General features: G+C 62.5%; 23 protein-coding genes and 1 tRNA gene. 11 read left to right on the top strand and 13 right to left on the bottom strand.

Features of this window, described 5'->3' with window-relative positions:
* Positions 1 to 199: 199 nt before the first annotated feature.
* Positions 200 to 2,425, bottom strand: a complete 2,226-nt coding sequence (locus tag ACGLHT_RS28365; RefSeq protein WP_394520750.1) for an NADP-dependent isocitrate dehydrogenase — start codon at positions 2,423 to 2,425, stop codon at positions 200 to 202.
* A 427-nt stretch (positions 2,426 to 2,852) separates the two neighbouring features.
* Between ACGLHT_RS28365 and icd the strand changes: the two genes are divergently transcribed.
* Complete coding sequence (icd, locus tag ACGLHT_RS28360) at positions 2,853 to 4,109, top strand: NADP-dependent isocitrate dehydrogenase (RefSeq protein WP_025339776.1); 1,257 nt, start codon at positions 2,853 to 2,855, stop codon at positions 4,107 to 4,109.
* A 73-nt stretch (positions 4,110 to 4,182) separates the two neighbouring features.
* On the opposite strand, the gene cspD is transcribed toward icd, so the two are convergent.
* Positions 4,183 to 4,437 carry a cold shock domain-containing protein CspD gene (gene cspD, locus ACGLHT_RS28355; RefSeq protein WP_025339775.1) on the bottom strand — a complete coding sequence of 85 codons (255 nt, stop codon included), beginning with the start codon at positions 4,435 to 4,437 and terminating at the stop codon, positions 4,183 to 4,185.
* Positions 4,438 to 4,667: 230 nt separating this feature from the next.
* On the opposite strand from cspD, the gene clpS reads away from it, so the two are divergent.
* Positions 4,668 to 5,030 carry an ATP-dependent Clp protease adapter ClpS gene (clpS, locus tag ACGLHT_RS28350; RefSeq protein WP_013973290.1) on the top strand — a complete coding sequence of 121 codons (363 nt, stop codon included), beginning with the start codon at positions 4,668 to 4,670 and terminating at the stop codon, positions 5,028 to 5,030.
* A 30-nt stretch (positions 5,031 to 5,060) separates the two neighbouring features.
* Positions 5,061 to 7,331, top strand: coding sequence for an ATP-dependent Clp protease ATP-binding subunit ClpA (clpA, locus tag ACGLHT_RS28345; protein WP_025339774.1), 2,271 nt, complete (start codon positions 5,061 to 5,063; stop codon positions 7,329 to 7,331).
* Positions 7,332 to 7,501: 170 nt separating this feature from the next.
* On the opposite strand, the gene infA is transcribed toward clpA, so the two are convergent.
* The 3 genes from infA to aat all read right to left on the bottom strand — a co-directional run bounded on the left by infA (position 7,502) and on the right by aat (position 9,267).
* A complete protein-coding gene (gene infA, locus ACGLHT_RS28340; RefSeq protein WP_002553999.1) occupies positions 7,502 to 7,720 on the bottom strand; it encodes a translation initiation factor IF-1 in 219 nt (72 codons plus the stop codon).
* Between the two features lie 102 nt (positions 7,721 to 7,822).
* Entirely contained in the window at positions 7,823 to 8,530 is a 708-nt protein-coding gene (locus ACGLHT_RS28335) for an arginyltransferase (RefSeq protein ID WP_013973288.1), read from the bottom strand.
* 56 nt (positions 8,531 to 8,586) lie between these two features.
* Positions 8,587 to 9,267, bottom strand: coding sequence for a leucyl/phenylalanyl-tRNA--protein transferase (gene aat, locus ACGLHT_RS28330; RefSeq protein WP_274121152.1), 681 nt, complete (start codon positions 9,265 to 9,267; stop codon positions 8,587 to 8,589).
* 417 nt (positions 9,268 to 9,684) lie between these two features.
* On the opposite strand from aat, the gene ACGLHT_RS28325 reads away from it, so the two are divergent.
* From ACGLHT_RS28325 to cysG, 6 genes are all read left to right on the top strand, one after another.
* Positions 9,685 to 12,234 (top strand): DNA translocase FtsK 4TM domain-containing protein, encoded by a 2,550-nt coding sequence (locus ACGLHT_RS28325; RefSeq protein WP_394520749.1) that lies wholly within the window; start codon positions 9,685 to 9,687, stop codon positions 12,232 to 12,234.
* Positions 12,235 to 12,296: 62 nt separating this feature from the next.
* Positions 12,297 to 12,932 (top strand): outer membrane lipoprotein chaperone LolA, encoded by a 636-nt coding sequence (gene lolA, locus ACGLHT_RS28320; protein WP_003258873.1) that lies wholly within the window; start codon positions 12,297 to 12,299, stop codon positions 12,930 to 12,932.
* A gap of 12 nt (positions 12,933 to 12,944) precedes the next feature.
* Complete coding sequence (locus tag ACGLHT_RS28315; protein ID WP_013973284.1) at positions 12,945 to 14,270, top strand: replication-associated recombination protein A; 1,326 nt, start codon at positions 12,945 to 12,947, stop codon at positions 14,268 to 14,270.
* The gene (crcB, locus tag ACGLHT_RS28310; protein WP_025339771.1) at positions 14,267 to 14,641 is read left to right on the top strand and encodes a fluoride efflux transporter CrcB; all 375 of its coding nucleotides are present in this window, start codon (positions 14,267 to 14,269) and stop codon (positions 14,639 to 14,641) included. Before ACGLHT_RS28315 ends, crcB begins: the two co-directional genes overlap by 4 nt.
* A 30-nt stretch (positions 14,642 to 14,671) precedes the next feature.
* The gene (gene serS, locus ACGLHT_RS28305; protein WP_025339770.1) at positions 14,672 to 15,952 is read left to right on the top strand and encodes a serine--tRNA ligase; all 1,281 of its coding nucleotides are present in this window, start codon (positions 14,672 to 14,674) and stop codon (positions 15,950 to 15,952) included.
* Positions 15,953 to 17,344 carry a siroheme synthase CysG gene (cysG, locus tag ACGLHT_RS28300; protein ID WP_013973282.1) on the top strand — a complete coding sequence of 464 codons (1,392 nt, stop codon included), beginning with the start codon at positions 15,953 to 15,955 and terminating at the stop codon, positions 17,342 to 17,344. It abuts the gene before it with no gap.
* 116 nt (positions 17,345 to 17,460) lie between these two features.
* Here cysG and ACGLHT_RS28295 read toward each other — a convergent pair whose 3' ends face one another.
* From ACGLHT_RS28295 to ACGLHT_RS28260, 8 genes are all read right to left on the bottom strand, one after another.
* Positions 17,461 to 18,420 (bottom strand): glutathione S-transferase family protein, encoded by a 960-nt coding sequence (locus tag ACGLHT_RS28295; RefSeq protein ID WP_013973281.1) that lies wholly within the window; start codon positions 18,418 to 18,420, stop codon positions 17,461 to 17,463.
* A gap of 92 nt (positions 18,421 to 18,512) precedes the next feature.
* The gene (locus tag ACGLHT_RS28290; protein WP_274121150.1) at positions 18,513 to 19,517 is read right to left on the bottom strand and encodes a glycosyl transferase family protein; all 1,005 of its coding nucleotides are present in this window, start codon (positions 19,515 to 19,517) and stop codon (positions 18,513 to 18,515) included.
* Positions 19,514 to 19,849 (bottom strand): TusE/DsrC/DsvC family sulfur relay protein, encoded by a 336-nt coding sequence (locus ACGLHT_RS28285; RefSeq protein WP_025339766.1) that lies wholly within the window; start codon positions 19,847 to 19,849, stop codon positions 19,514 to 19,516. The genes ACGLHT_RS28290 and ACGLHT_RS28285 overlap by 4 nt, the downstream gene beginning before the upstream one ends.
* On the bottom strand, positions 19,846 to 20,142 hold the full coding sequence (gene tusB, locus ACGLHT_RS28280; protein WP_085614914.1) for a sulfurtransferase complex subunit TusB: 297 nt from the start codon (positions 20,140 to 20,142) through the stop codon (positions 19,846 to 19,848). Before tusB ends, ACGLHT_RS28285 begins: the two co-directional genes overlap by 4 nt.
* On the bottom strand, positions 20,142 to 20,501 hold the full coding sequence (gene tusC / locus ACGLHT_RS28275) for a sulfurtransferase complex subunit TusC (RefSeq protein ID WP_025339764.1): 360 nt from the start codon (positions 20,499 to 20,501) through the stop codon (positions 20,142 to 20,144). Before tusC ends, tusB begins: the two co-directional genes overlap by 1 nt.
* A gap of 1 nt (position 20,502) precedes the next feature.
* A complete protein-coding gene (gene tusD / locus ACGLHT_RS28270; RefSeq protein WP_061551162.1) occupies positions 20,503 to 20,895 on the bottom strand; it encodes a sulfurtransferase complex subunit TusD in 393 nt (130 codons plus the stop codon).
* A 184-nt stretch (positions 20,896 to 21,079) separates the two neighbouring features.
* Complete coding sequence (locus tag ACGLHT_RS28265; protein WP_137164359.1) at positions 21,080 to 22,459, bottom strand: nucleobase:cation symporter-2 family protein; 1,380 nt, start codon at positions 22,457 to 22,459, stop codon at positions 21,080 to 21,082.
* 318 nt (positions 22,460 to 22,777) lie between these two features.
* The gene (locus ACGLHT_RS28260; protein WP_003251184.1) at positions 22,778 to 23,449 is read right to left on the bottom strand and encodes a Bax inhibitor-1/YccA family protein; all 672 of its coding nucleotides are present in this window, start codon (positions 23,447 to 23,449) and stop codon (positions 22,778 to 22,780) included.
* Between the two features lie 134 nt (positions 23,450 to 23,583).
* Here ACGLHT_RS28260 and ACGLHT_RS28255 point away from each other — a divergent pair.
* Together ACGLHT_RS28255 and ACGLHT_RS28250 are read left to right on the top strand one after the other, a co-directional pair.
* A tRNA-Ser gene (locus ACGLHT_RS28255) sits at positions 23,584 to 23,671 on the top strand.
* Positions 23,672 to 24,628: 957 nt separating this feature from the next.
* A partial coding sequence (locus ACGLHT_RS28250; protein ID WP_394520748.1) for a retention module-containing protein occupies positions 24,629 to 27,000 on the top strand: 2,372 nt, incomplete at its 3' end.

Below are 27,000 nucleotides of genomic sequence, written 5' to 3'. Positions count from 1 at the left end.
CCCTCGCTGCCGTTGGCTTCTTAGAACGCCACCGTGGCACTGTGATGCCTCGGCGGGGGCGAGTCCATCGATTACAACGGAGCGCGGTCTCCTGTAGGAGCGGCCTTGTGTCGCGAAAGGGCTGCAAAGCAGCCCCGGGGACCAGAAAGCACAAACCCCGGTGCGTGGCCGGGGTTTGTGCTGTTACTTCAAGCGAACCTTACAGGGCGGCAATGGCGCTGTTCAGGGTCTGGCTTGGGCGCATCACCTTGGCGGTCAGCTCGGCATCCGGAGCGTAGTAGCCACCGATGTCGGCCGGCTTGCCCTGGACGGCGTTGAGCTCGGCGACGATGGTCTCCTCGTTCTCGGTCAGGGTCTTGGCCAGTGGTGCGAAGCGTGTCTGCAGGGCAGCGTCGTCGTTCTGCGCAGCCAGGGCCTGGGCCCAGTACAGGGTCAGGTAGAAGTGGCTGCCGCGGTTGTCGATACCACCGACTTTGCGCGAAGGCGACTTGTTGGTGTCGAGGAACTTGCCGGTGGCCTGGTCCAGGGTGTTGGCCAGCACTTTGGCGCGCGGGTTGTCGTAGGTGTTGCCCAGGTGCTCCAGGGAAGCGGCCAGGGCCAGGAATTCACCCAGCGAGTCCCAACGCAGGAAGTTCTCTTCCACCAGCTGCTGCACGTGCTTCGGTGCCGAACCGCCGGCGCCGGTTTCGAACAGGCCACCACCGCTCATCAGCGGCACGATCGACAGCATCTTGGCGCTGGTGCCCAGTTCCATGATCGGGAACAGGTCGGTCAGGTAGTCGCGCAGCACGTTGCCGGTCACCGAGATGGTGTCCTTGCCTTCGCGGATGCGGGCCAGGGAGAACTTGATGGCGTCGACCGGTGCCAGGATGCGGATGTCCAGGCCGGTGGTGTCGTGATCCTTCAGGTACTTCTGCACCTTCTCGATCATCACGCCGTCGTGGGCGCGGGCCGGGTCCAGCCAGAACACTGCAGGGGTGTTGCTCAGGCGGGCACGGTTGACGGCCAGCTTGACCCAGTCCTGGATCGGCGCGTCCTTGACCTGGCACATGCGGAAGATGTCGCCGGCTTCGACGTTCTGCTCGAGAACGACCTGGCCTTTGCTGTCGACCACGCGCACGACGCCGTCGGCCTTGATCTGGAAGGTCTTGTCGTGGGAGCCGTATTCTTCGGCCTTCTGTGCCATCAGGCCGACGTTCGGTACGCTGCCCATGGTGGTCGGGTCGAAGGCGCCGTTGGCCTTGCAGTCTTCGATGGTGGCCTGGTAGATGCCGGCGTAGCAGCGGTCCGGGATGATCGCCTTGGCATCCTGCAGTTCGCCGGCGGCGTTCCACATCTTGCCCGAGTCACGGATCATGGCCGGCATCGAGGCGTCGACGATGACGTCGCTCGGCACGTGCAGGTTGGTGATGCCTTTGTCGGAGTTGACCATGGCCAGGGCCGGACGCTGGGCGTACAGGGCCTGGATGTCGGCTTCGATCTCGGCCTGCTTCTCGGCTGGCAGGTCCTTGATGCGGGCGTACAGGTCGCCGATGCCGTTGTTGGCGTTGAAGCCTACTTCAGCCAGGGCGGCGGCGTGCTTGGCCAGCACGTCGTTGTAGAACTCTTCGACGATGACGCCGAACATGATCGGGTCGGAGACCTTCATCATGGTGGCTTTCAGGTGTACCGACAGCAGCACGCCGGAAGCCTTGGCATCGGCGATCTGCTCGGCGATGAAGGCTTTCAGGGCCTTGCGGCTCATGGTGGCGCAGTCGATGACTTCGGCAGCTTTTACCGCAGTCTTTTCTTTCAGTACGGTGGTGTTGCCGTCTTTGCCGACCAGCTCGATGCGCAGGCTGTCGTCAGCTTCGATCAGTGCGGCTTTCTCGCTGCCGTAGAAGTCACCCTGGGTCATGTGGGCAACGTGCGACTTGGAGTCGGCAGCCCAGGCGCCCATCTTGTGCGGGTGCTTGCGGGCGTAGTTCTTGACCGACAGCGGCGCGCGGCGGTCGGAGTTGCCTTCGCGCAGGACCGGGTTCACGGCGGAACCTTTGATGCGGTCGTAGCGGGCGCGGGATTCTTTCTCTTCCGCGGTGGCCGGCTCGTCGGCGTAGTCAGGGATGTTGAAGCCCTTGCCCTGCAGTTCCTTGATCGCGGCTTTCAGCTGCGGTACCGAGGCGCTGATGTTCGGCAGCTTGATGATGTTGGCTTCAGGGGTGGTAGCCAGCTGGCCCAGTTCCGCCAGGTGATCGCCTACTTGCTTCTCTGCGCCCAGTTGCTCCGGGAAGGCGGCGAGGATACGGCCAGCCAGGTAGATGTCGCGGGTTTCGACGGCGATGTCAGCCGAAGCGGTGAAGGCTTCGATGATCGGCAGCAGCGAGTAAGTGGCGAGGGCGGGGGCTTCGTCGGTGAAGGTATAGATGATCTTGGAACGGGTGGGCATGCGGGTTAACTCTCTGTGTGCTGAGCGTGCTCGAGTCTCGTGGTGCGCAGGGTAGGCGCATCGCCCTGGCAACGCCATGAGCGGAAAGTCGAGAGGCTGCGAGCGGTGATGGTGGATGCATCAGTCGAGCGTCAAGTGCTGGGCTGCGGTAACAGTCCAGGCTTCGTGGCCAGGCTTTGTGTCCATTCATGGCCAAGGGCGGTCCGCATTTTTCCAAGGGATCGCCCCGATGACCCTTCGGTCGCGGCGGAGTATACCAAACCATTCGGGCTAATCAGCAAGGCCAAGTGATATCGGCCCATTTATAAGACCAAAGACTAAGCGGCAATGTGGCGGGTTGTCGCATGCCTTGCAGGTCGGCAGATGTGGTTTAGGCTCAGTGGATCGCATGATGTCCAATCACACCCGACAGCGGAGTAGTGCAAGCATGGGATACCAGAAAATCAAGGTTCCGACCGACGGCGCGAAGATCACCGTCAATGCAGACCATTCGCTCAACGTTCCCGACAACCCGATCATTCCTTATATCGAGGGCGACGGGATTGGCGTCGATGTCTCGCCGGTAATGATAAAAGTGGTCGACGCCGCCGTGCAGAAGGCCTACGGCGGCAAGCGCAAGATCGCCTGGATGGAGGTGTACGCCGGCGAAAAAGCCACCCAGGTGTACGACCAGGACACCTGGCTGCCCCAGGAAACCCTCGATGCCGTGCGTGATTACGTGGTGTCGATCAAGGGGCCGCTGACCACCCCGGTGGGCGGCGGTATCCGTTCGCTCAACGTGGCCCTGCGCCAGCAGCTGGACCTGTACGTGTGCCTGCGCCCGGTGCTGTGGTTCCAGGGCGTGCCCAGCCCGGTGAAGAAGCCAGGCGATGTGGACATGGTGATCTTCCGCGAGAACTCCGAAGACATCTATGCCGGCATCGAGTGGAAGGCCGGTTCGCCCGAGGCGAACAAGGTGATCAAGTTCCTCAAGGAGGAAATGGGCGTTACCAAGATCCGCTTCGACCAGGACTGTGGCATTGGCGTCAAGCCGGTGTCGAAGGAAGGCACCAAGCGCCTGGTGCGCAAGGCCCTGCAGTATGTGGTGGACAACGACCGCGAGTCGCTGACCCTGGTGCACAAGGGCAACATCATGAAGTTCACCGAGGGTGCCTTCAAGGACTGGGGCTATGAAGTGGCGCGCGACGAGTTCGGGGCCGAGTTGCTCGATGGTGGCCCGTGGATGAAGTTCAAGAACCCCAAGAGCGGCCGTGAGGTCATCGTCAAGGACGCCATCGCCGACGCCATGCTGCAGCAGATCCTGCTGCGCCCGGCCGAGTACGACGTGATCGCCACCCTCAACCTCAACGGTGACTACCTGTCCGATGCCCTGGCGGCGGAAGTGGGCGGTATCGGCATTGCGCCGGGTGCCAACCTGTCCGACACCGTGGCCATGTTCGAGGCCACCCACGGCACCGCGCCCAAGTATGCCGGGCAGGACAAGGTCAACCCGGGCTCGGTGATCCTGTCGGCGGAGATGATGCTGCGGCACATGGGCTGGACCGAGGCGGCGGACCTGATCATCAAGGGTACCAATGGCGCGATTGCCGCCAAGACCGTGACCTATGACTTCGAACGCCTGATGGACGGCGCCAGGCTGGTAAGCAGTTCAGGCTTTGGCGATGAAATGATCAAGCATATGTAAGGCAACGGAAAACCGGCCGCTTCCAGTCAGGAGGCGGCCGGTTTTTTCGTGTACCGGCAGGCAGCGCGGCAGTTCAGGCGTCGGCAGTGCTGCTGGTGTGCGGAGCCCTGGCGGCCGCGGCGGCAGTGGCGCTGCTGATATTCACCGCGTGCAGGCCTTTGGGGCCCTGGACGATGTCGAAGCTCACGGCCTGGCCGGCCTTGAGCGTCTTGTACCCGTCCATCTGGATGGCTGAATAATGAGCGAACAAGTCGTCAGTCTTGCCCTCTTCATTGATGAATCCGTAGCCCTTGGCATTGTTGAACCACTTGACTTTACCGCTTGCCATCCCTATGTCCCTCTGCAAAGGACTCCATCACTGGAGTATCATCCACTTCATCCGCATACGAACCATGCGAAAAATCTGGTTGACTGCGCGGATCTTTATCGACCACGGTGGGTTCTTATTGGTTGTAACACCGTTTTGCCGATAGTCAAGGTCGCCCGGCGCCTGCGCTGGCCGTGCCCTTCGCAGTCAACCCACAACCTTAACCTGTCGCTCATGATGAAATTCTTTCCATGCATGCACCTAGTGAGATTCGACTAACATTCAATCAGGATCGCCCGCAATCGAATGAGGACGACGGCTCGGGTCTTGCAGTTCAGGAAGCCAAGCCGATCCTGCAGGCGCCACCGATGTACAAGGTGGTTTTGTTCAACGATGACTACACGCCGATGGATTTCGTCGTCGAAGTGCTCGAGACGTTCTTCAATCTGAACCGCGAGCTGGCGACCAAGATCATGCTGACCGTCCATACCGAAGGGCGGGCAGTGTGCGGATTGTTTACCCGTGACATCGCCGAAACAAAGGCTATGCAGGTCAACCAATACGCCAGGGAAAGCCAGCATCCGCTACTCTGTGAAATCGAGAAGGACGGTTAATCGCCGACCACTTGGGTATGAGGTGAAGCTATGTTAAACCGCGAGCTCGAAGTCACCCTCAATCTTGCCTTCAAGGAGGCTCGTTCGAAGCGTCATGAGTTCATGACCGTCGAACATCTGCTGCTGGCACTCCTTGACAATGAGGCTGCCGCGACCGTTCTGCGCGCCTGTGGCGCCAATCTCGACAAACTCAAGCACGACCTGCAAGAGTTCATCGATTCCACCACACCCCTGATCCCGGTCAACGATGAAGATCGCGAAACCCAGCCGACCCTGGGCTTCCAGCGTGTACTGCAGCGTGCCGTGTTCCACGTGCAAAGCTCCGGCAAGCGTGAAGTCACTGGCGCCAACGTGCTGGTGGCGATCTTCAGCGAACAGGAAAGCCAGGCCGTGTTCCTGCTCAAGCAGCAGAGCGTGGCCCGCATCGACGTGGTCAACTACATCGCCCATGGCATCTCCAAGGTGCCGGGCCATGGTCCGCATTCCGAAAACGACCAGGAAATGCAGGATGAAGAGGGCGGCGATACCGCCTCTTCGAGCAACCCGCTGGATGCCTATGCCAGCAACCTGAACGAACTGGCCCGTGCCGGCCGTATCGACCCGCTGGTAGGCCGCGAGCAGGAAGTTGAGCGCGTGGCGCAAATCCTTGCCCGTCGGCGCAAGAACAACCCGCTGCTGGTGGGTGAGGCAGGCGTGGGCAAGACCGCCATCGCCGAAGGCCTGGCCAAGCGTATCGTCGATGGCCAGGTGCCCGATTTGCTGGCGCAGAGCGTGGTGTATTCCCTCGATCTCGGCGCACTGCTGGCGGGTACCAAATACCGTGGCGATTTCGAGAAGCGCTTCAAGGCGCTGCTCGGCGAGCTGCGCAAGCGCCCGCAGGCGATCCTGTTCATCGACGAAATCCACACCATCATTGGTGCCGGTGCGGCGTCGGGCGGGGTGATGGATGCGTCCAACCTGCTCAAGCCATTGCTGTCGTCCGGTGAAATCCGTTGCATCGGTTCGACCACCTTCCAGGAATTCCGCGGCATTTTCGAGAAGGACCGTGCTCTGGCGCGGCGCTTCCAGAAGGTCGATGTCAGCGAGCCGTCGGTCGAAGACACCGTGGGCATCCTGCGTGGCCTGAAAGGCCGCTTCGAAAGCCACCACAACATCGAGTACAGCGACGAAGCCTTGCGCGCCGCCGCTGAACTGGCCTCGCGCTACATCAATGACCGGCACATGCCGGACAAGGCCATCGACGTGATCGACGAAGCCGGTGCCTACCAGCGCCTGCAGCCGGAGGCCAACCGCGTCAAGCGCATCGACGTGCCGCAGGTCGAAGACATCGTCGCCAAGATCGCGCGGATTCCGCCGAAGCACGTCACCAGTTCCGACAAGGAACTGCTGCGCAACCTCGAGCGTGACCTGAAGTTGACCGTATTTGGTCAGGACCAGGCGATCGATTCGCTGGCCACCGCCATCAAGCTGTCCCGCGCCGGCCTCAAGTCGCCGGACAAGCCTGTCGGTTCGTTCCTGTTCGCCGGCCCGACCGGCGTCGGCAAGACCGAAGCAGCACGGCAGCTGGCCAAGGCGCTGGGCGTGGAGCTGGTGCGCTTCGACATGTCCGAGTACATGGAGCGCCACACCGTGTCGCGCCTGATCGGTGCGCCTCCTGGCTATGTTGGCTTCGACCAGGGTGGTTTGCTGACCGAGGCGATCACCAAGCAACCGCACTGCGTATTGCTGCTCGACGAAATCGAGAAGGCTCACCCGGAAGTCTTCAACCTGCTGCTGCAGGTGATGGACCACGGCACCCTGACCGACAACAACGGGCGCAAGGCCGACTTCCGCAACGTGATCCTGATCATGACCACCAACGCTGGCGCAGAAACCGCCGCGCGGGCCTCGATCGGCTTTACTCATCAGGACCATGCGTCCGATGCCATGGAAGTCATCCGCAAGAGCTTCACGCCGGAGTTCCGCAACCGCCTGGACACCATCATCCAGTTTGGCCGCCTGAGCCACGAGACGATCAAGAGCATCGTCGACAAGTTCCTTATCGAACTGCAGGCGCAGCTGGAAGACAAACGAGTGTTGCTGGAAGTCAGCGATGATGCACGCGGCTGGCTGGCGGCCTCGGGCTACGACGTGCAGATGGGTGCGCGGCCGATGGCGCGGCTGATCCAGGACAAGATCAAGCGGCCGCTGGCCGAGGAGATCCTGTTTGGCGAACTGGCCGAGCATGGTGGCGTGGTGCACGTCGACCTGCGCGATGGCGAGTTGGTGTTCGACTTCGAGACCACGGCTGAGGTTGCGTGATAGCGGGGGCCGCGTTGCGGCCCATTCGCAGCACAAGGCTGCTCCTACAGGGAATGCGCGTTGCCCTTGTAGGAGCAGCCTTGTGCTGCGAATGGGCTGCAAAGCAGCCCCTGCAATCCTGAAGGCACAAAAAAGCCCGGCACATGGCCGGGCTTTTTCATGGCTTGAGCTTAGCGCGCACGGTAGGTGATGCGGCCCTTGCTCAGGTCGTAGGGCGTCAGTTCGACGCGGACCTTGTCGCCAGTGAGAATACGGATGTAGTTCTTGCGCATCTTTCCGGAGATGTGCGCGGTTACGACGTGCCCGTTTTCCAACTCCACGCGGAACATGGTGTTGGGCAGGGTGTCGACGACAGTACCTTCCATTTCGAAGCTGTCTTCTTTCGACATGCAGTAGAGCCCTCGGATCCAGTGTTGGCCCGACGCATAACCGCACCGGGCAAAAAAGTGGCGTGGATTATGCCCGAAAACTGTGTGTCAAGCCAATGCCTTTCAGTTGAGGGTGACCCAGCGCTGATTTATCAACAGTTCGATAGGCCGATACTGCGTCTTGTAGTTCATTTTCTTGCAGTTCTTGATCCAGTAACCCAGGTAAACCGCCTCCAGGTCCTGGCGCAGGGCTTCGGTGATCTGCCAGAGGATGGCGAAGCGGCCCAGGCTGCGGCGTTCTTCGTCCGGCTCGTAGAAGGTGTACACCGCTGACAGGCCGTTGGGCAGCAGGTCGCACACCGCTACCGCCATCAAGCGGCCTTCCAGGCGGAACTCGTAGAACCAGCAGAACGGCAGGTCGCGCACCAGGAAGGTGGAGAACTGGTCGCGGCTGGGCGGGTACATGTCACCGTCGGCGTGGCGCGTTTCGATATAGCGCCGGTACAGCTCGAAGTACTCTTCCTTGAATGCCGGGCGCGCGGCGGTCACGGTCAGGTCGGCATTGCGCTTGAGGATGCGCCGTTGCTGGCGGTTGGGGATGAAACGCGCCGCCGGGATGCGTGCCGGCACGCAGGCATTGCAGTTCTGGCAATGCGGGCGGTACAGGTGGTCGCCACTACGGCGGAAGCCCATTTCCGACAAATCGGCGTACACGTGCACGTCCATCGGCTGGCTGGGGTCGAGGAACAGTGTGGTTGCCTGTTCGTCGGGCAGATAGCTGCAGGAGTGGGGCTGAGTGGCATAGAACTTCAACCGCGCCAACTCTGTCATGATCAACCCCCTCGGTGAGACTTTGCTTTAAGTGTAAGCCAGCTATGAGAACTCGCCTAGGGAAGCCATGTGGCGCTGGTGGGCTGGTCGAGGTGGCGTGCCAGGTAGCCGGCGAACTCGGCGCGGCTGATGGCGTGGGCGCCCAGGCTGTGCAGGTGGTTGGTCGGCATCTGGCAGTCGATGAGGACGAAACCGGCCTGGCGCAGGTGGTTGACCAGGGTCACGAAGCCGACCTTGGAGGCATTGTCGGTGCGGCTGAACATCGATTCGCCGAAGAACAGCTGGCCCATGGCCAGGCCGTACAGGCCGCCGACCAGCTCGCCATCCTGGCGCACCTCCACCGAATGGGCGATGCCGCGCCGGTGCAGCTCGCAGTAGGCGGCGCGCATGGTGTCGGTGATCCAGGTGCCGTCGGCGTAGTCGCGTGGCGCGGCGCAGGCGGCGATCACCGCCGGGAAGTCGGTGTCGAAGCTGACCTGGTAACGACCCTGGCGCATCAGCTTGGCCAGCGAGCGCGACACGTGCAGCTGCTCCGGGAGCAGCACCGTGCGCGGGTCGGGCGACCACCAGAGGATCGGCTGGCCGTCCTGATACCACGGGAAGCAGCCATGGCGATAGGCCTGCACCAGGCGCTCGGGGCTCAGGTCGCCGCCGGCAGCGAGCAGGCCGTTGGGGTCGTGCAGGGCCTTTTCCAGGGGCGGGAAGGTCAGCGAGTCGCGGGTCAGCCAGGTGAGCATGGTCTATCGTGCGGTGGGGGAGGGGAGAGGGCAGCATGGCGCGGGTGAAAAGCAGGGTCAATCTCTTTGGCCCCCAAAGCCAGAAGGGCACCTTGTAGGAGCAGCCTTGCGCTGCGAAGAGGCCAGTAGTGCCACAGCCGGTGTGACGGCCTTGGTGGCCTCTTCGCAGCACAAGGCTGCTCCTACAAGGAGCAAGGTTGCCTCGGTAATTTAGGCAATTTCCTACACATTCATGGAACAGCAGGCACCATCCGCTACATTTGCTGTCACACCTGTGCAAAAACACAGCATAAGCCTTTGTCACAAAAGAAAATGCATGCTCAAATTGCAGCTATATGAAAGTCGCCCCCGGCCATACCCCCATCTGGCGTGCCGCCATGGCGGCTGGCGGGCAGTAATGTTAAAAGTAGTGGTTCATTGGCCGCACCGTCGGCCGATCACTATTGGACGCGCAGCACGCGCAGGAATAGACGCGTTTTGAAGAAATCCACCGCAACTCCAGCTCCCTTGCCCGTCCCCCTGTGGCGGCAGCAGCTGCATTATCGCCTCAAGGAAGGTGCGTTGATCGCTGTCGGCGCCCTGTGCCTGTACCTGTGGATGGCGCTGCTGACCTACGATACGTCGGACCCGGGCTTCAGCCACACCAGCAACGTCGACCAGGTGCAGAACGCCGCCGGGCGTGCCGGTGCCTACTTCGCCGACATCCTGTTCATGGTGCTGGGGTACTTCGCCTACATCTTCCCGCTGCTGCTGGCGATAAAGACCTGGCAGATCTTCCGCGAACGCCACCAGCCCTGGGACTGGAGCGGCTGGCTGTTCTCCTGGCGGCTGATCGGCCTGGTGTTCCTGGTGCTGTCTGGTGCGGCGCTGGCGCATATCCATTTCCACCCGCCTGCGAGCATGCCGTTCTCCGCCGGTGGTGCGCTGGGCGAGAGCCTGGGCGACCTGGCGCGCAACCTGCTGAACGTGCAGGGCAGCACGCTGATGTTCATTGCCCTGTTCCTGTTCGGCTTGACCGTGTTCACCGACCTGTCGTGGTTCAAGGTGATGGACCTGACCGGCAAGATCACCCTCGACCTGTTCGAGCTGGTGCAGGGCGCCGCCAACCGTTGGTGGGAAGCACGCAACGAACGCAAGCGCCTGGAGGCGCAGCTGCGCGAGGATGAACCGGTGGTCAAGGCCGCGCCGATGGCCGCCGACAAGCGCGAACCGGCCAAGACGGCGCTGCGCGAGCGCATCTTCAAGCGTGAAGAAGCACCTGCCCAGTCGGTCGAACCACGTGAGCCAACCCTGTCGCGCGAGCCTGTGGTGCCACGCGAGTCGCCGGCACCTCGTGAGCCGGTAATCTCCCGCGAACCACCTGCCGCGGCCCCGATGATCGTGCCGCCGACACCCGCCAGGGCGCCGGAGCCGAGCAAGCGGGTGATGAAGGAGAAGCAGGCGCCGCTGTTCGTCGACAGCGCGGTGGAAGGTACCTTGCCGTCGATCTCAATCCTCGACCCGGCCGAACAGAAGAAGATCGAGTACTCGCCGGAATCCCTGGCCGGTGTCGGCCAGCTGCTGGAAATCAAACTCAAGGAATTCGGCGTGGAAGTGGCGGTGGACTCGATCCACCCGGGCCCGGTGATTACCCGTTACGAAATCCAGCCGGCCGCCGGCGTGAAGGTCAGCCGTATCGCCAACCTGGCCAAGGACCTGGCGCGTTCGCTGGCAGTGACCAGTGTGCGTGTGGTCGAGGTCATCCCCGGCAAGACCACCGTGGGTATCGAGATCCCCAACGAGAACCGGCAGATGGTGCGTTTCTCCGAAGTGCTGGCCACACCGCAGTACGACGAGCAGAAGTCGCCGGTCACCCTGGCCCTGGGCCACGACATCGGCGGCAAGCCGGTGATCACCGACCTGGCCAAGATGCCGCACCTGCTAGTGGCCGGTACCACCGGTTCCGGTAAGTCGGTGGGTGTGAACGCGATGATCCTGTCGATCCTGTTCAAGTCCAGCCCGGAAGACGCGCGGCTGATCATGATCGACCCGAAAATGCTCGAACTGTCGATCTACGAGGGCATCCCGCACCTGCTGTGCCCGGTGGTCACCGACATGAAGGATGCCGCCAACGCCCTGCGCTGGAGCGTGGCCGAGATGGAGCGGCGCTACAAGCTGATGGCGGCCATGGGCGTGCGTAACCTGGCCGGCTTCAACCGCAAGATCAAGGACGCCCAGGACGCCGGCGAGATCATCCATGACCCGCTGTACCGCCGCGAGAGCATGGACGACGAGCCGCCTGCGCTGAAAACCCTGCCGACCATCGTGGTGGTGGTCGACGAATTCGCCGACATGATGATGATCGTCGGCAAGAAGGTCGAAGAGCTGATCGCCCGTATCGCCCAGAAGGCACGTGCGGCCGGTATCCACCTGATCCTCGCTACCCAGCGCCCATCGGTGGATGTGATTACCGGCCTGATCAAGGCCAACATCCCGACCCGCATGGCGTTCCAGGTGTCGAGCAAGATCGACTCGCGGACCATCATCGACCAGGGTGGTGCCGAACAGCTGCTGGGCCACGGTGACATGCTGTACATGCCGCCGGGCACCAGCCTGCCGATTCGTGTGCACGGCGCGTTCGTCTCCGACGACGAGGTGCACCGCGTGGTGGAAGCGTGGAAGCTGCGCGGCGCCCCGGACTACAACGACGACATCCTCAACGGCGTCGAGGAGGCCGGCAGCGGCTTCGAAGGCGGCGGCGGTGGTGGCGATGGCGAAGATTCGGAAAGCGACGCCCTGTATGATGAGGCCGTGCAGTTCGTGCTGGAAAGCCGCCGCGCGTCCATCTCGGCCGTGCAGCGCAAACTGAAGATCGGCTACAACCGCGCCGCCCGCATGATCGAAGCCATGGAAATGGCCGGCGTGGTCACCCCCATGAACAGCAACGGCTCGCGGGAAGTGATAGCCCCGGGCGGCCCGCGCGACTGACGAACACCTTGCCGGGCGCCAACGGTGGCGCCCGGCCTTTTCAATGCTCGATGAGGACTCCCATGCGCGCGATTCGCATGCTGTTGGTTTCTGCCCTGGCCGCGGCTTCTGTGTCGGCCACCGTATCGGCTTTTGCCGGTGAGCAAGACGTACAACGCCTGACCCAATTGCTGGAAAAGTCGCAGACCATCGAGGCCAACTTTTCCCAGCTGACCCTGGACGCCGGCGGCACCAGCCTGCAGGAAACCTCCGGCAAGATGACCGTCAAGCGCCCGGGCCTGTTCTACTGGCACACCGATGCGCCGCAGGAGCAGGTGGTGGTATCCGACGGCAAGAACGTCACCCTGTGGGACCCGGACCTGGAGCAGGCCACCATCAAGAAGCTTGACCAGCGCCTGAACCAGACCCCGGCGCTGCTGCTGTCCGGTGACGTGTCGAAGATCAGCCAGAGCTTCGACATCAGCTCCAAGGAGCAGGGCGAAGTGATGGACTTCACCCTCAAGCCGAAGACCAAGGACACCCTGTTCGACTCGCTGCGCGTGTCGTTCCGCAAGGGCCTGATCAACGACATGCAGCTGATCGACAGCGTCGGCCAGCGCACCAACATCCTGTTCAATGGCGTGAAAGCCAACCAGGCGGTGCCGGACAGCAAGTTCAAGTTCGACATCCCCAAAGGCGCGGACGTCATCAAGGAGTAACCAGAGCTCGCCATGGACCTGTTTCGAAGCGAACCCGTCGCCCAGCCCCTGGCCGCTCGCCTGCGCCCGTCCAACCTGGACGAGTACGTCGGCCAGGAGCACCTGCTGGCGCGCGGCAAACCGCTGCGCGAGGCGCTGGAGCAGGGTGCGCTGCACTCGATGATCTTCTGGGGGCCGCCAGGGGTGGGCAAGACCACCCTCGCGCGGCTGCTGGCGCAGTTCTGCGACGCGCACTTCGAAACGGTGTCGGCGGTACTGGCCGGGGTGAAGGAGATTCGCCAGGCGGTCGAAGTGGCCAAGCAGCAGGCTGGCCAGTACGGCCGCCGTACCATCCTGTTCGTCGACGAAGTGCACCGCTTCAACAAGTCGCAACAGGATGCCTTCCTGCCCTATGTGGAAGACGGCACCCTGCTGTTCATTGGCGCCACCACCGAAAACCCGTCGTTCGAGCTGAACAACGCATTGCTGTCGCGGGCGCGGGTGTATGTGCTCAAGAGCCTGGACGAGGCGGCACTGCGCAAGCTGGTCAACCGCGCGCTGACTGAAGAGCGCGGCCTGGGCAAGCGCAACCTGCGGGTTGGTGACGACGCCTTCAAGATGCTGATGGCCGCCGCCGATGGCGATGGCCGGCGCATGCTCAACTTCCTGGAAAACGCCTCGGACCTGGCTGAAGACGGCAGCGAGATCGACGTCGAGATGCTGCAGAGCCTGCTCGGCGACAGCCGCCGCCGCTTCGACAAGGGTGGCGAGGCGTTCTACGACCAGATTTCCGCGCTGCACAAGTCGGTGCGCGGCTCCAACCCCGATGGCGCCCTGTACTGGTTCGCGCGCATGCTCGACGGCGGCTGCGACCCGCTGTACATCGCCCGCCGCGTGGTGCGCATGGCCAGCGAGGACATCGGCAACGCCGACCCGCGCGCGCTCAGCCTGTGCCTGGCGGCCTGGGATGTGCAAGAGCGCCTGGGCAGCCCCGAGGGCGAACTGGCGGTGGCCCAGGCCATCACCTACCTTGCCTGTGCGCCGAAGAGCAACGCGGTGTACATGGGCTTCAAGACCGCCCTGCGCGAGGCTGCCGAGCATGGTTCGCTGGAAGTGCCGCTGCACCTGCGCAACGCCCCGACCAAGCTGATGAAGCAACTGGGCTACGGCGACGAGTACCGCTATGCCCACGATGAACCCGACGCCTATGCCGCCGGCGAAGACTACTTCCCCGAGGAGCTCGAGCCTCGCCAGTACTACCAGCCGGTGCCCCGTGGCCTGGAACTGAAGATTGGCGAGAAGCTGCGCCACTTGGCCGACCTTGACCGCAACAGCCCCCGCCAGCGGAGAAAACCGTGATTGCACTGATTGCCGCCGTCAGCGCTGGCGGTATTGCCGGTACCTTGTTGCGCTTTGCTACCACCAACTGGGTGGCTGCCCACTGGCCACGGCACTTCTATCTCGGTACGCTGGCGGTCAACCTGGTTGGCTGCCTGCTGATCGGCCTGCTCTATGGCCTGTTCCTGCACAAGCCGATCGTGCCGGTCGAGCTGCGCGCCGGGCTGATCGTCGGCTTCCTCGGTGGCCTGACGACTTTTTCCTCCTTTTCGCTGGATACCGTACGCCTGCTGGAAAGCGGGCAGGTGCCGCTGGCTCTGGGCTATACCGGTATCAGCGTGGTGGGCGGGCTGCTCGCGACCTGGGCCGGCCTGTCCCTGACCCGATTCTGAACCAACACCTACACATAACGAGAGAACGATATGCTCGATTCCAAACTGTTACGCGGCCAACTTCAGGAAGTGGCGGATCGCCTGGCCTCCCGTGGCTTCAGCCTGGATGTCGCGCGCATCGAATCACTGGAAGAGCGCCGCAAGGCTGTGCAGACCCGCACCGAGCAGCTGCAGGCCGAGCGTAACGCCCGTTCCAAGTCCATCGGCCAGGCCAAGGCCAAGGGCGAAGACATTGCGCCGCTGATGGCCGACGTCGAGCGCATGGCCAACGAACTGGCTGCCGGCAAGACCGAGCTGGACGGCATCCAGGCTGAACTGGATGGCATCCTGCTGACCATTCCCAACCTGCCGGACGCCAGCGTACCGGTCGGTGCCAGCGAAGACGACAACGTCGAAGTGCGCCGTTGGGGCACGCCGAAGGCTTTCGACTTCGAAATCAAGGACCACGTCGCCCTTGGCGAAGTCAGCGGTGGCCTGGACTTCGAAGCCGCCGCCAAGCTGTCTGGCGCACGCTTTGCCGTGCTGCGCGGCCCGATCGCCCGCCTGCACCGCGCCCTGGCGCAGTTCATGATCAACCTGCACACCGGCGAGCACGGCTACGAGGAGCACTACACCCCGTACCTGGTCCAGGCCCCGGCCCTGCAGGGCACCGGCCAGCTGCCGAAGTTCGAGGAAGACCTGTTCAAGATCAGCCGCGAAGGCGAGGCCGACTTCTACCTGATCCCGACCGCTGAAGTGTCGCTGACCAACCTGGTGGCCGGTGAAATCCTCGACGCCAAGCAGCTGCCACTGAAGCTGGTTGCCCACACCCCGTGCTTCCGCAGCGAAGCCGGTGCTTCCGGCCGTGACACCCGCGGCATGATCCGCCAGCACCAGTTCGACAAGGTCGAGATGGTGCAGGTGGTCGAGCCGTCCAAGTCGATGGAAGCCCTGGAAGGCCTGACTGCCAACGCCGAGCGCGTGCTGCAGCTGCTGGAGCTGCCGTACCGCGTGCTGGCCCTGTGCACCGGCGACATGGGCTTTGGTGCGGTGAAGACCTACGACCTGGAAGTGTGGGTACCAAGCCAGGACAAGTACCGCGAAATCAGCTCGTGCTCCAACTGCGGTGACTTCCAGGCGCGCCGCATGCAGGCCCGCTGGCGCAACCCGGAAACCGGCAAGCCAGAGCTGGTGCACACCCTCAACGGCTCCGGCCTGGCCGTAGGCCGTACCCTGGTTGCCGTGCTGGAAAACTACCAGCAGGCCGACGGTTCGATCCGTGTGCCGGAAGTGCTGAAGCCTTACATGGGCGGCGTCGAGGTTATCCGCTAAATGGATTACCTGCCGCTGTTCCACAAGCTGCAGGGCGGCCGCGTGCTGGTCGTTGGCGGCGGTGAGATCGCCTTGCGCAAGGCGCGCCTGCTGGCCGATGCCGGCGCCGCGCTGCGCGTGGTGGCACCGGATGTCGACGGCCAGTTGGCCGCACTGGCCCGGGAAGGTGGCGGCGAGGTGCTGGTGCGCGGCTATCAGGCAGCCGACCTGGTCGGTTGCCGGCTGGTAATCGCGGCCACCGACGACCCCGGGCTCAATGCCCAGGTGTCGGCGGATGCGCAGGCCCTCAGCCTGCCGGTCAACGTGGTGGATGCGCCGGCCCTGTGCACGGTGATCTTCCCGGCGATCGTCGACCGTTCGCCGTTGGTGGTCGCGGTGTCCAGTGGCGGTGATGCCCCGGTACTGGCGCGTTTGATTCGCGCCAAGCTGGAGGCCTGGATCCCGTCCGCCTATGGCGAGCTGGCCGGCTTGGCCGCGCGCTTCCGCGACAAGGTCAAGGCCTTGTACCCGGATGTCAACCAGCGCCGTGGCTTCTGGGAAACCGTGTTTCAGGGGCCGATTGCCGAGCGCCAGCTGGCCGGGCAGGGCGCCGAGGCCGAGCGCCTGTTGCAGGCGATGGTCGACGGTGCGCCGGTGCAGCAGGGCGGTGAGGTGTACCTGGTGGGGGCGGGCCCGGGCGATCCGGACTTGCTGACCTTCCGTGCCTTGCGCCTGATGCAGCAGGCCGACGTGGTGCTGTACGACCGCCTGGTGGCACCGGCGATCATCGAGATGTGCCGCCGCGATGCCGAGCGTATCTACGTGGGCAAGCGTCGCGCCGACCATGCCGTGCCTCAGGACCAGATCAACCGCCTGCTGGTCGACCTGGCCCGGCAGGGCAAGCGTGTGCTGCGCCTGAAGGGCGGCGACCCGTTCATCTTCGGCCGGGGCGGCGAAGAGATCGAAGAATTGGCCGAGCATGGCATCCCGTTCCAGGTGGTGCCGGGCATTACCGCGGCCAGTGGGTGTTCCGCCTATGGTGGAATTCCGCTGACTCACCGCGACTATGCCCAGTCGGTACGTTTCGTGACCGGGCACCTGAAGGATGGCACCAGCAACCTGCCTTGGCATGACCTGGTGGCGCCGGCACAGACCTTGGTGTTCTACATGGGCTTGGTGGGCTTGCCGACCATCTGCGCCGAGCTGATTCGCCATGGCCGTGCGGCCAGTACCCCGGCGGCGCTGGTGCAGCAGGGGACTACGCGTAATCAGCGGGTGTTCACCGGCACCTTGGCGGACTTGCCGGACCTGGTGGCCCAGCATGAAGTGCATGCGCCGACCCTGGTGATTGTCGGGGAAGTGGTGCAGTTGCGTGACAAGCTGGCCTGGTTTGAAGGTTCGCAGAACAGTTGAAATCGTTGGGGCCGCTTTGCGGCCCATCGCGACACAAGGCCGCTCCTACAGGAGATAGCGATCCCCTGTAGGAGCGGCCTTGTGTCGCGATGGGCTGCAAAGCAGCCCCTGCAATCTCAAGCCTGCCAAATCCCCTTGCCTGCCAACCGCTCCCGATCATGCGGCAGGTTGAAGTCTTGCAGCGGCCCCTTGGGCACGATCCCGTTCGGGTTGATGGTCTTGTGGCTCATGTAGTAGTGCTTCTGGATATGCTCCATGTCCACTGTGCCCGCCACCCCCGGCCACTGGTACAGCTCACGCAGCCAGTTCGACAGGTTGTGATAATCGCTCAGGCGGCGCAGGTTGCACTTGAAGTGCCCGTGGTACACCGCATCGAAGCGCACAAGGGTGGTGAACAGGCGCACATCGGCCTCGGTCAGGTATTCCCCGGCCAGGTAGCGGTTGCGGCTCAGCAAGTCTTCCAGGTAGTCAAGTTCGTTGAACACTTCGTCAAACGCAGCCTCGTAGGCTTCCTGCGTAGTGGCGAAGCCTGCGCGATACACGCCGTTGTTCACCGCCGGGTAGATGCGCTCGTTCAGCGCCTCGATGGTCGGGCGCAGCGGCTCTGGGTACAGGTCCAGTGTATTGCCGGTCAGTTCGTTGAACGCGCTGTTGAAGATGCGGATGATCTCCGACGACTCGTTGTTGACGATGCGTTTCTCTTTCTTGTCCCACAGCACCGGTACAGTCACGCGGCCAGTGTAGTGCGGGTCATCTTGGGTGTAGCGCTGGTGCAGGTACTGCAGCGCGTCGAGGTGGTCACCGCTGGAGCCTTGCTGCTGGTCGAAAGTCCAGCCATGGTCCTGCATCAGCCAGCTGACCACCGACACGTCGATCAGTGGCTCCAGGCCCTTGAGGGCACGGAAGATCAGGGTGCGGTGCGCCCATGGGCAGGCCAGCGAGACGTACAGGTGGTAGCGGCCAGCTTCGGGAGCGGGCAGCTGATTGCGGCGTTGGGCGTTTTCGCGTTTGAACGTGCCGTCCTTGCCGTTTTCATACCACTGGTCATGCCAGCGGCCGTCGATCAAAAGGCCCATGGTGAGCTCCTCGGAACAAAGTTGTTTGTCGTTGGAGCCCAGTCTAGGGGAAAACGTTCGAATAACTAGCGCAAAGACTGCACTCTTACTATCTAGTTATTCGATTGGTTGCGTGCGCCCCAGTAACCGCGTGCCGTGGCGAAAGCATGCTCACGGTCCTGGCCCAGGCCGCGCAGGGCCAGGGCGATGGTCGCGACCACGGCCATTTCACCGTAGCTGTCCTCGGCCTCGCCACGCCAGACCGCCAGCAATTGCTCGGGTTGCAGGCTTGGCGGCTTCACGTGGCGGCGTTCGCTCAGCGCTGGCCATTCCTCGTCCCAGGCCTCGCCGGCGGTGGTGCCGTACAGATGGCTGATGACATCGGGGTTGACCTCGATCTCGCCGCCATCACCCTTGATTACCACGGCATGGTCGCCCAGCAGGCGGCTGGCCTCGCGGTGCACCGCCTGGTAACCGGGGTGGAAGATGCTCTGCAGGCCACAACGCGCAGCCAGCGGGTTGAGCACCCGGGCCAGCGAGTGGATGGGCGAACGCAGGCCCAGGGTGTTGCGCAGATCGATCATGCGCTGCAACTGCGGCGCCCAGTCCTGCAGCGGGAAGAAGGCCAGGCGCTGCTGGTCCAGGGCCCGGCTGACCGCAGCCCAGTCACGGCACAGTGGAATTTCCAGCAAGGACAGCAGTTGCTCGGTGTACATGCGCCCGGCGGTATGCGCACCGCCACCGTGCATCAGGATGCGCACGCCATTGTTGGCCAGGCATTTGGCAGCCAGCAGGTACCAGGGCAGGTGGCGCTTCTTGCCGGCGTAGGTGGGCCAGTCAAGGTCAACGGCGATGCGCGGCGCCTGCAGGTGGGCGCGCAGGGCCTCGGTGAAGCCGGCCAGTTCTTCGGCGCTTTCTTCCTTGTGCCGCAGCAGCATGAGAAAGGCACCGAGCTGGGCATCTTCGACCTTGCCTTCCAGCAGCAGGGTCATGGCCGTGCGGGCCTCTTCACGGGTCAGGCCACGCGCGCCGCGCTTGCCTTTGCCAAGAATGCGCACGAACTCGGCGAACGGGTGTTCGGTAGGGGTTTCCAAGGTAAGCGGGCGAGGTTCTGTCATATGCAGTTGGTCGGCTTGGGCAGGCCCGCCAGCTTGGCGGCCAGTTTGGCGGGAGTGCCGTTGAACAGGCGGTTGAGGTGCGGGCTGTTGCCCTTGTCCGGGCCCAGTTTGAGGGCCGTGTACTTGATCAGCGGGCGCGTGGCCGGGGACAGCTGGTATTCCTGATAGAACTGGCGCAGCAGTTCGAGGATTTCCCAGTGGTCCGCCGTCAACGGGATGCCCTCGCGCGCGGCCAAAGCCTCGGCGGCGGCATGCGACCAGTCTTGCAGGTCGACCAGGAAGCCGTCCTTGTCCAGGGCGATCGCCTGATCGCCAACGTTGAGGGTATTCATAGCCAGCTGTTGACCTTGTCGTAATGCAGCGACAGTTCGACGAACCCGGCGTAATCCACGGCCTTGGCCAGCTCGTTGCCGACCGCGCGGGCCTGCACGTCTTCTTCCAGGGCGAACAGGCGCTGGGCCAGGCCGGCGGCTTGCAGCTGTTGGTGCGGTTCGCTGCCGCTGCGCAGGGCATATACAGCATCGCCGCACAGCAGCAGGGCGTCGTCGGTGCCGAGCAGGCGCAGGCAGCTGGCCAGGCGCTCGTCGCCAAACGGGGAGTGGGCAATTACATGCAGGGTCGTCATCAGAGCGTTACCACCTGGTCGAAACGGGCGATGAGTGCGGTCAGGGCCGCGTCGTCCAGCACTTGCACCGGCAGCGTCAGAGTGTCGGCTGCCAGGCCGCGGCGAGTGAGGCTGTGGCTGCAGGCGAACAGTTCTTCGACGCCGAACATTGGCAGTGCCTGCAAGTTGGCGGCCAGGTTCTTCTGTTGCACGGCGGTGGGCTGCTGGTCCGCAGCGAGCTGGAACACGCCGTCATCGAGGAACAGCATGCCCAGCGGCAGATCGAACGCGCCGCCAGCCAGGGCAATGTCCAGTGCTTCACGGGCCGATGGGCCGTTCCACGGCGCCTGGCGGCTGATGATCAACAAGGATTTGGCCATTTCAGTCGCCTCCGAAGCAGACAAGGCGATCGGCAACTTGCGCCGCCTCATGCAGCTGGCCAAGCCCCGACAGCTCCCAAGGCTTGGGCAGGTTCACGGCCGGGCGCTGGTAGCGGTTGGCCTCGGCCTCGTCGAGCACGCCACGGCGCAGGGCGGCGGCGATGCACACCACTGCGTCCAGCTGGTGGGCTGCAATGAACTCGCGCCATTGGCTGGCAACATCCAGCTCGTCCTGGGGGGCGACCACGTTGGCCGAGGCACTGTGTACCCCGTCCTGGTAGAAGAACAGCCGGGCAATCTCATGCCCGCCGGCCAGCACCGCCTCGGCGTAGCGCAGGGCGCGCCGCGAGGAGGGCGCATGGGCCGGGGAGAACACCGCGATAGCGAATTTCATGGATAACTCATGCAAAAGGAATGGTGCCATGATAAAGCAAAAAAGCCCGCGCCCGCTTGTACATGGCGGGGCGGGCTTTTTGTCTTGCACCAATCTTCAGGTCTACGCGGCCTCGTGTAGGAGCGGCCTTGCGTCGCGATGGGCTGCAAAGCAGCCCCATGGCCCTGACAGAAGGACTCCAGGCTCAAGCCTGTTCCTTGCTCTCCGGCAAGAACCAGTTCAACACCAGGGCACAGATACCCCCGGTAGCCACGCCCGACTCCAGCACATTGCGAATCGCTGCAGGCATGTGCGCCAGGAACTCCGGCACCTGCGCCACACCCAGGCCGAGGGCCAGGGATACAGCGATGATCAGCAGGGCACGACGGTCCAGGCGAGTGCTGGCCAGGATATTGATCCCCGAAGCCGCAACCGCCCCGAACATGACCATGGCCGCACCACCCAGCACCGGCTCCGGCACCGCCTGGATCACCCCGGCAACGCTCGGAAACAGCCCCAGCAGCACCAGCATCACGGCAATCCACATACCGATATGGCGGCTGGCGATCCCGGTCAGCTGAATCACGCCATTGTTCTGGGCAAAGATCGAGCTCGGGAAGGTGTTGAACAAACCGGCCAGCAGCGAGTTAGCCCCGTTCACCAGCACACCGCCCTTGATCCGCTGCATCCACACCGGCCCTTCGACCGGCTGGCGCGACACCTTGCTGGTGGCGGTTACGTCACCGATGGCTTCCAGCGAAGTTACCAGGTAGATCACCAGCATCGGGATGAACAGTGCCCAGGAGAAGCCCAGGCCGAAGTGCAGCGGCGTCGGCACCTGGAACAGCGCGGCTTCGTGCATGCCGGTGAAATCCAGGCGGCCCAGGTAACCGGCCAGCGCATAGCCGGCCGCCAGGGCAATAACGATGGCGCAGCTGCGCATCCACACCACCGGGATGCGGTTGAGGATGACGATGATCGCCAGCACCACGCCCGACAGCAGCAGGTTCTCGCCATTGGCGAAGGTGCCATTGGCCATGGCGCCGAAGCCACCACCCATGCTGATCAGGCCGACCTTGATCAGGGTCAGGCCGATCATCAGCACCACGATGCCGGTGACCAGCGGGGTAATCAGGCGTTTGACGAAGGGCAGGATGCGCGACACGCCCATCTCGACGAACGAGCCGGCGATTACCACACCAAAGATGGCCGCCATCACGCCTTCTACCGGCGTACCTTGCTTGACCATCAGCGCCCCGCCGGCAATCAGCGGGCCGACGAAGTTGAAGCTGGTGCCCTGGACGATCAGCAGCCCGGCACCGAACGGCCCGAAGCGCTTGCACTGGACGAAGGTGGCGATACCCGAGATGACCAGCGACATGGAGACGATCAGGTTGGTATCACGTGCGGAAACCCCCAGCGCCTGGCAAATCAGCAGGCCAGGGGTGACGATCGGCACGATGATCGCCAACAGATGCTGCAGTGCTGCCAGCAGGCCGATCAACAGCCGTGGCTTGTCCTCAAGACCAAGCACCAGTTCATTGGCAGGCGCCGCCGCGCCTGGGCTGTGTTCGTGTGAGCTCATTGCGAAAAGCTGCCCCGGAAGAAAAAAGGAGCGCATTCTACGGGGTGATGGCGAAATGGGGTAGAGAAAAGCACGATGGCGGCATGATCGGCGACCATTCGCCTGGTTATCTGACTTTATGGTCAGTTATTGGGCGCTTTTTCCCAGGTGTCGAACCTGTGGGAGCGGGCGTGCCCGCGAAGAATGCGACTCGGTGTATGGCACCGGCTTCGCCGGTGTTCGCGGGCTCGCCCGCTCCCACAAGGCTCCAGCTAAATCGATGAGTTGAGCGCCCACAAAAAAAGCCCGCCGAAGCGGGCTTTCTCTTGCAGCAATCAATCAGTCATCACGACCCATGATGCCAAACAGCTGCAGCAGGCTGACAAACAGGTTGTAGATCGACACATACAGGCTGATGGTCGCCATGATGTAGTTACGCTCGCCACCGTGAATGATCGCGCTGGTCTGGAACAGGATGCAGACCGACGAGAACAGCACGAAGCCAGCGCTGATCGCCAGTTGCAGGCCGCTGATCTGGAAGAAGAAGCTGGCCACCACAGCACCCAGCAGGACAAAGAAGCCCGCAGTGATGAAGCCGCTGAGGAAGCTCATGTCCTTGCGGGTAATCAGCACATAAGCCGACAGACCACCGAACACCAAGGCAGTCATGGCAAATGCCGAGCTGACCACTTCGGCGCCACCGGCCATGCCCAGGTAGCGGTTGAGGATAGGGCCGAGGATAAAGCCCATGAAGCCGGTGAGGGCGAAGGTGGACACCAGGCCCCAGGCCGAATCACGCAGTTTGTTGGTAAGGAAGAACAGCCCGTAGAAGCCGATCAGCACCACGAACACGTTCGGGTAGCCGACGCGCATCTGCTGGGCCACGAAGGCCATGACACCGCTGAAGGCGAGGGTGAGCGCCAGCAGGCTGTACGTGTTGCGCAGGACCTTGCTGATCTCCTGCTGCTCGACCTGCTGGCCGTGGTGTACGGCGTAATCCTGTTCGCGCATGGCGACACTCCTTGGTAAACCTGTGGTTTTAAGACGTTCAGATGCTAGGAGTCTATCAGAGCTCCCGCAACCCGCGACACAGAGAGTTTGACAGCTTGTTTCATTACGGTATTATGGCGGCCGCAAAACGAGCTGGAAGCGTGGCCGAGTGGTTTAAGGCAACGGTCTTGAAAACCGTCGATGGGCAACTATCCTAGAGTTCGAATCTCTACGCTTCCGCCATCATTCCTCATTAAAGCCCTGATTACTCAGGGCTTTTTTGTTTCCTGTGCCCTTGCCCCTTCGCCCGGAAGCAACCCCCTGGCCTCCCTCGCTAGGCAGGTGGACGAGCAGGGTGAATCGAGTTGAGCGCTCGACCAGCGTTCCAATCGCAGAATGGTTCAGGCCGATAAGCTTGCCGTTCGTTCACGTTTGCCCACCTTTCGCGTCTGCATGTAAAGAGCCTGACGCATTGCTCCCTCACAGACCCGCATAGACTCATCGTCCAGTAAATCGATCTGTAGGCGATTGATTGTCTATTTGGGTGACCTGCCGTTGAGCTATTTACGATAACTACACGCGTCAGTTTCCTGGGATTGTTGATGGGGTTTGTAAAGTCGGCGTGCCAGTTCGCATGCGCCAATATTCTGTGCTCGGAACAAGCCAATATCTTGTCGCACACGAAGATTAAATACCTTCCACAAATGACAGAGCAGCCTCGCAATGACTTTGAAAAACAAAGAGCCCAATGCTGAACGCCTGGTGTGTTGAGGTCGTCAGCTTACCGGGGCAGGTGTGGAACTGTTTCAAAACCTGACAGTTCGGGCAGGCTTCGTGCAGGTAGGGAGGGGCGAGGACAACCGGAATAAAGGGAAGCGAGTAGCGCTCGCACTTATCTTTCCTCTATGGCGCTGGTACCGATGTTCCAGATTGCGAGCAGGGTGGCCGAAGCTTGCAGGTAGGAGCAAAAAATATTGCCTTTAATATCGAAATGTCATTAGGCCATTATTTGTTTTGTTGCTTATTATTGAGTGACTGGGGTCAATAGCGGCGTTATATAAAGGTTGAATTAAAAAGACTTATAGTTGACGCCAAAAGACAAGCACCAATAAAAATAAACCATCCTTGTAGCCAGCCGACAACACTCGAAGCATGGCCGAACATGGAAGCCAATCGCACACGTTACCCGGGAGAGCCGCCTTGAGCATCGCCATAGTCAAAAGTATTGTTGGCCAGGTAATCGCCATTTCCCCAGAGGGCACCCAGCGTGTGCTTGTGGAAGGGGATCGAGTGTTCGCGGGTGAACAGATCCAGACCGGCCCTGGTGGCGCGGTGAGCCTGGAACTGGCCGATGGGCGCATCCTCGACCTGGGGCGCGACACCCAGTGGAGCGCCGATGCCCCGGATAGCGTGGCGGACCTGAGCGCAGCCACTGCGCAGGCCGCACCATCCGTTGACGAACTGCAACAAGCCATCGCCGCGGGTGCAGACCCGACAACCGCACTCGAAGCGACCGCGGCAGGCCCAACCGGGGCAGGTGCGAACCCTGGTGGCATCGGGGGCGGCCACTCGTTTGTGATGCTTGAAGCAGTGGGCGGGTCGGTCGCCCCTACCATTGGTTTCCCCACCGGTCCACTTGGCGTTGCTGTTGAGCAAGCGCGAGAGTTCGTGGGCAATGCAACACCGGCACAGCAGGCAGCGGTGCTAGTACCTGAAGTACCACCCGAGCCTCAGCCGATTGCGGCCACGCTGACCCTGAGCAGCACCAATGTGCAGGAAGGGGGGCTGACCAGCATCACCGGTACCCTGAGCCAGCCGGCAGGCAGGGATTTCACGGTGACCCTGAGCAATGGCCAGACTTTGTCGTTCAAAGCCGGTGAAACGGTTGCAACGACCGGTGAGTTCGCTGCCCAGAGCGATGATGTGTTCCAGGACGGTGAAATCCAGAACATCACCGTCACCAATGCGGGCGATCATGGCTTTGGCAGCCTCAATACCGGTGCAACTTCTTCCCTCACTGTGACCGATACCGTCGATACCGTGAAGGCTGAGCTGAGCATCTCGCCGAACCCGGCGGTGGAAGGCCAGGCGGTGACCTACACCATCACCCTGACCGGTCCTGCCGGTGCCGACCTGAGTCAGCACGGTGGTCTGTCCATCACCCTGAGCAACGGCGAGGTGATCAACATCCCTGCGGGCCAGGTCAGTGCGTCGCAAACCGCTAACCTGGCGAACGACGTTTATGTCGGCAGCAGTGCTCCGAGCATCGCTATCTCTGGGATCACCGAGCAAGGCACAGGCAAACAGGTCTTTGAGAACCTGATCAAAGGCGACCCGGTAACCCTGCAGATCACCGACGAGCCGGGCACCCCAGGTAACCCTGGCACCCCGGGTACGCCGAATGGCGGCGATGAAGTGACGCTGACCCTCACCGGCAATGCCGTGCAGGAAGGCAACATCACAACCATCACCGGCACCCTGAGCCACCCGGCGGGCCAGGCGTTCACTGTCACCCTGAGCAACGGTCAGACCCTGACCTTTGCCAAGGATGCCACCACTGCGACCACCGCACCGTTCTTGGCCCAGAGCGATGATGTGTACCGTGACGGTGAAACCCTGACTGTCAGCGTGAGCGATGCCGGTAGCCACAACTTCGAAAATCTGAACACCGGTGCCACCACGACCCTCACGGTCACCGATACCATCAACACCGTGAAGGCCGAGCTGAGCATTTCGCCGAACCCGGCGGTGGAAGGCCAGGCGGTGACTTACACCATCACCCTGACCGGTCCTGCCGGTGCCGACCTGAGTCAGCACGGTGGTCTGTCCATCGCGCTGAGCAACGGCGAGGTGATCAACATCCCTGCGGGCCAGATCAGCGCTTCGCAAACCGCTAACCTGGCGAACGACGTTTATGTCGGCAGCAGTGCTCCAAGCATCGCCATCAACGGGATCACCGAGCAAGGCACCGGCAAACAGGTCTTTGAAAACCTGGTCAAAGGCGATCCGGTGACCCTGCAGATCACCGACGAACCGGGTACCCCGGGCAACCCTGGCACTCCAGGCACGCCGAATGGCGGCGATGAAGTGACGCTGACCCTCACCGGCAATGCCGTGCAGGAAGGCAATACCACGACCATCACCGGCACCCTGAGTCACCCAGCGGGCCAGGCCTTCACCGTCACCCTGAGCAACGGTCAGACCCTGACCTTTGCCAAGGATGCCACCACTGCGACCACCGCACCGTTCTTGGCCCAGAGCGATGATGTGTACCGTGACGGTGAAACCCTGACTGTCAGCGTGAGCGATGCCGGTAGCCACAACTTCGAAAATCTGAACACCGGTGCCACCACGACCCTCACGGTCACCGATACCATCAACACCGTGAAGGCCGAGCTGAGCATTTCGCCGAACCCGGCAGTGGAAGGGCAGGCGGTGACTTACACCATCACACTGACCGGTCCTGCCGGTGCCGACCTGAGTCAGCACGGTGGTCTGTCCATCGCGCTGAGCAACGGCGAGGTGATCAACATCCCTGCGGGCCAGATCAGCGCTTCGCAAACCGCTAACCT

This window comes from Pseudomonas sp. PsB (assembly GCF_043658375.1).
Classification (GTDB): Bacteria; Pseudomonadota; Gammaproteobacteria; order Pseudomonadales; family Pseudomonadaceae; genus Aquipseudomonas; species Aquipseudomonas putida_Z.
Note: the sequence above shows the minus strand (reverse complement) of the source record. Positions and strands in the feature narration are given on the sequence as shown.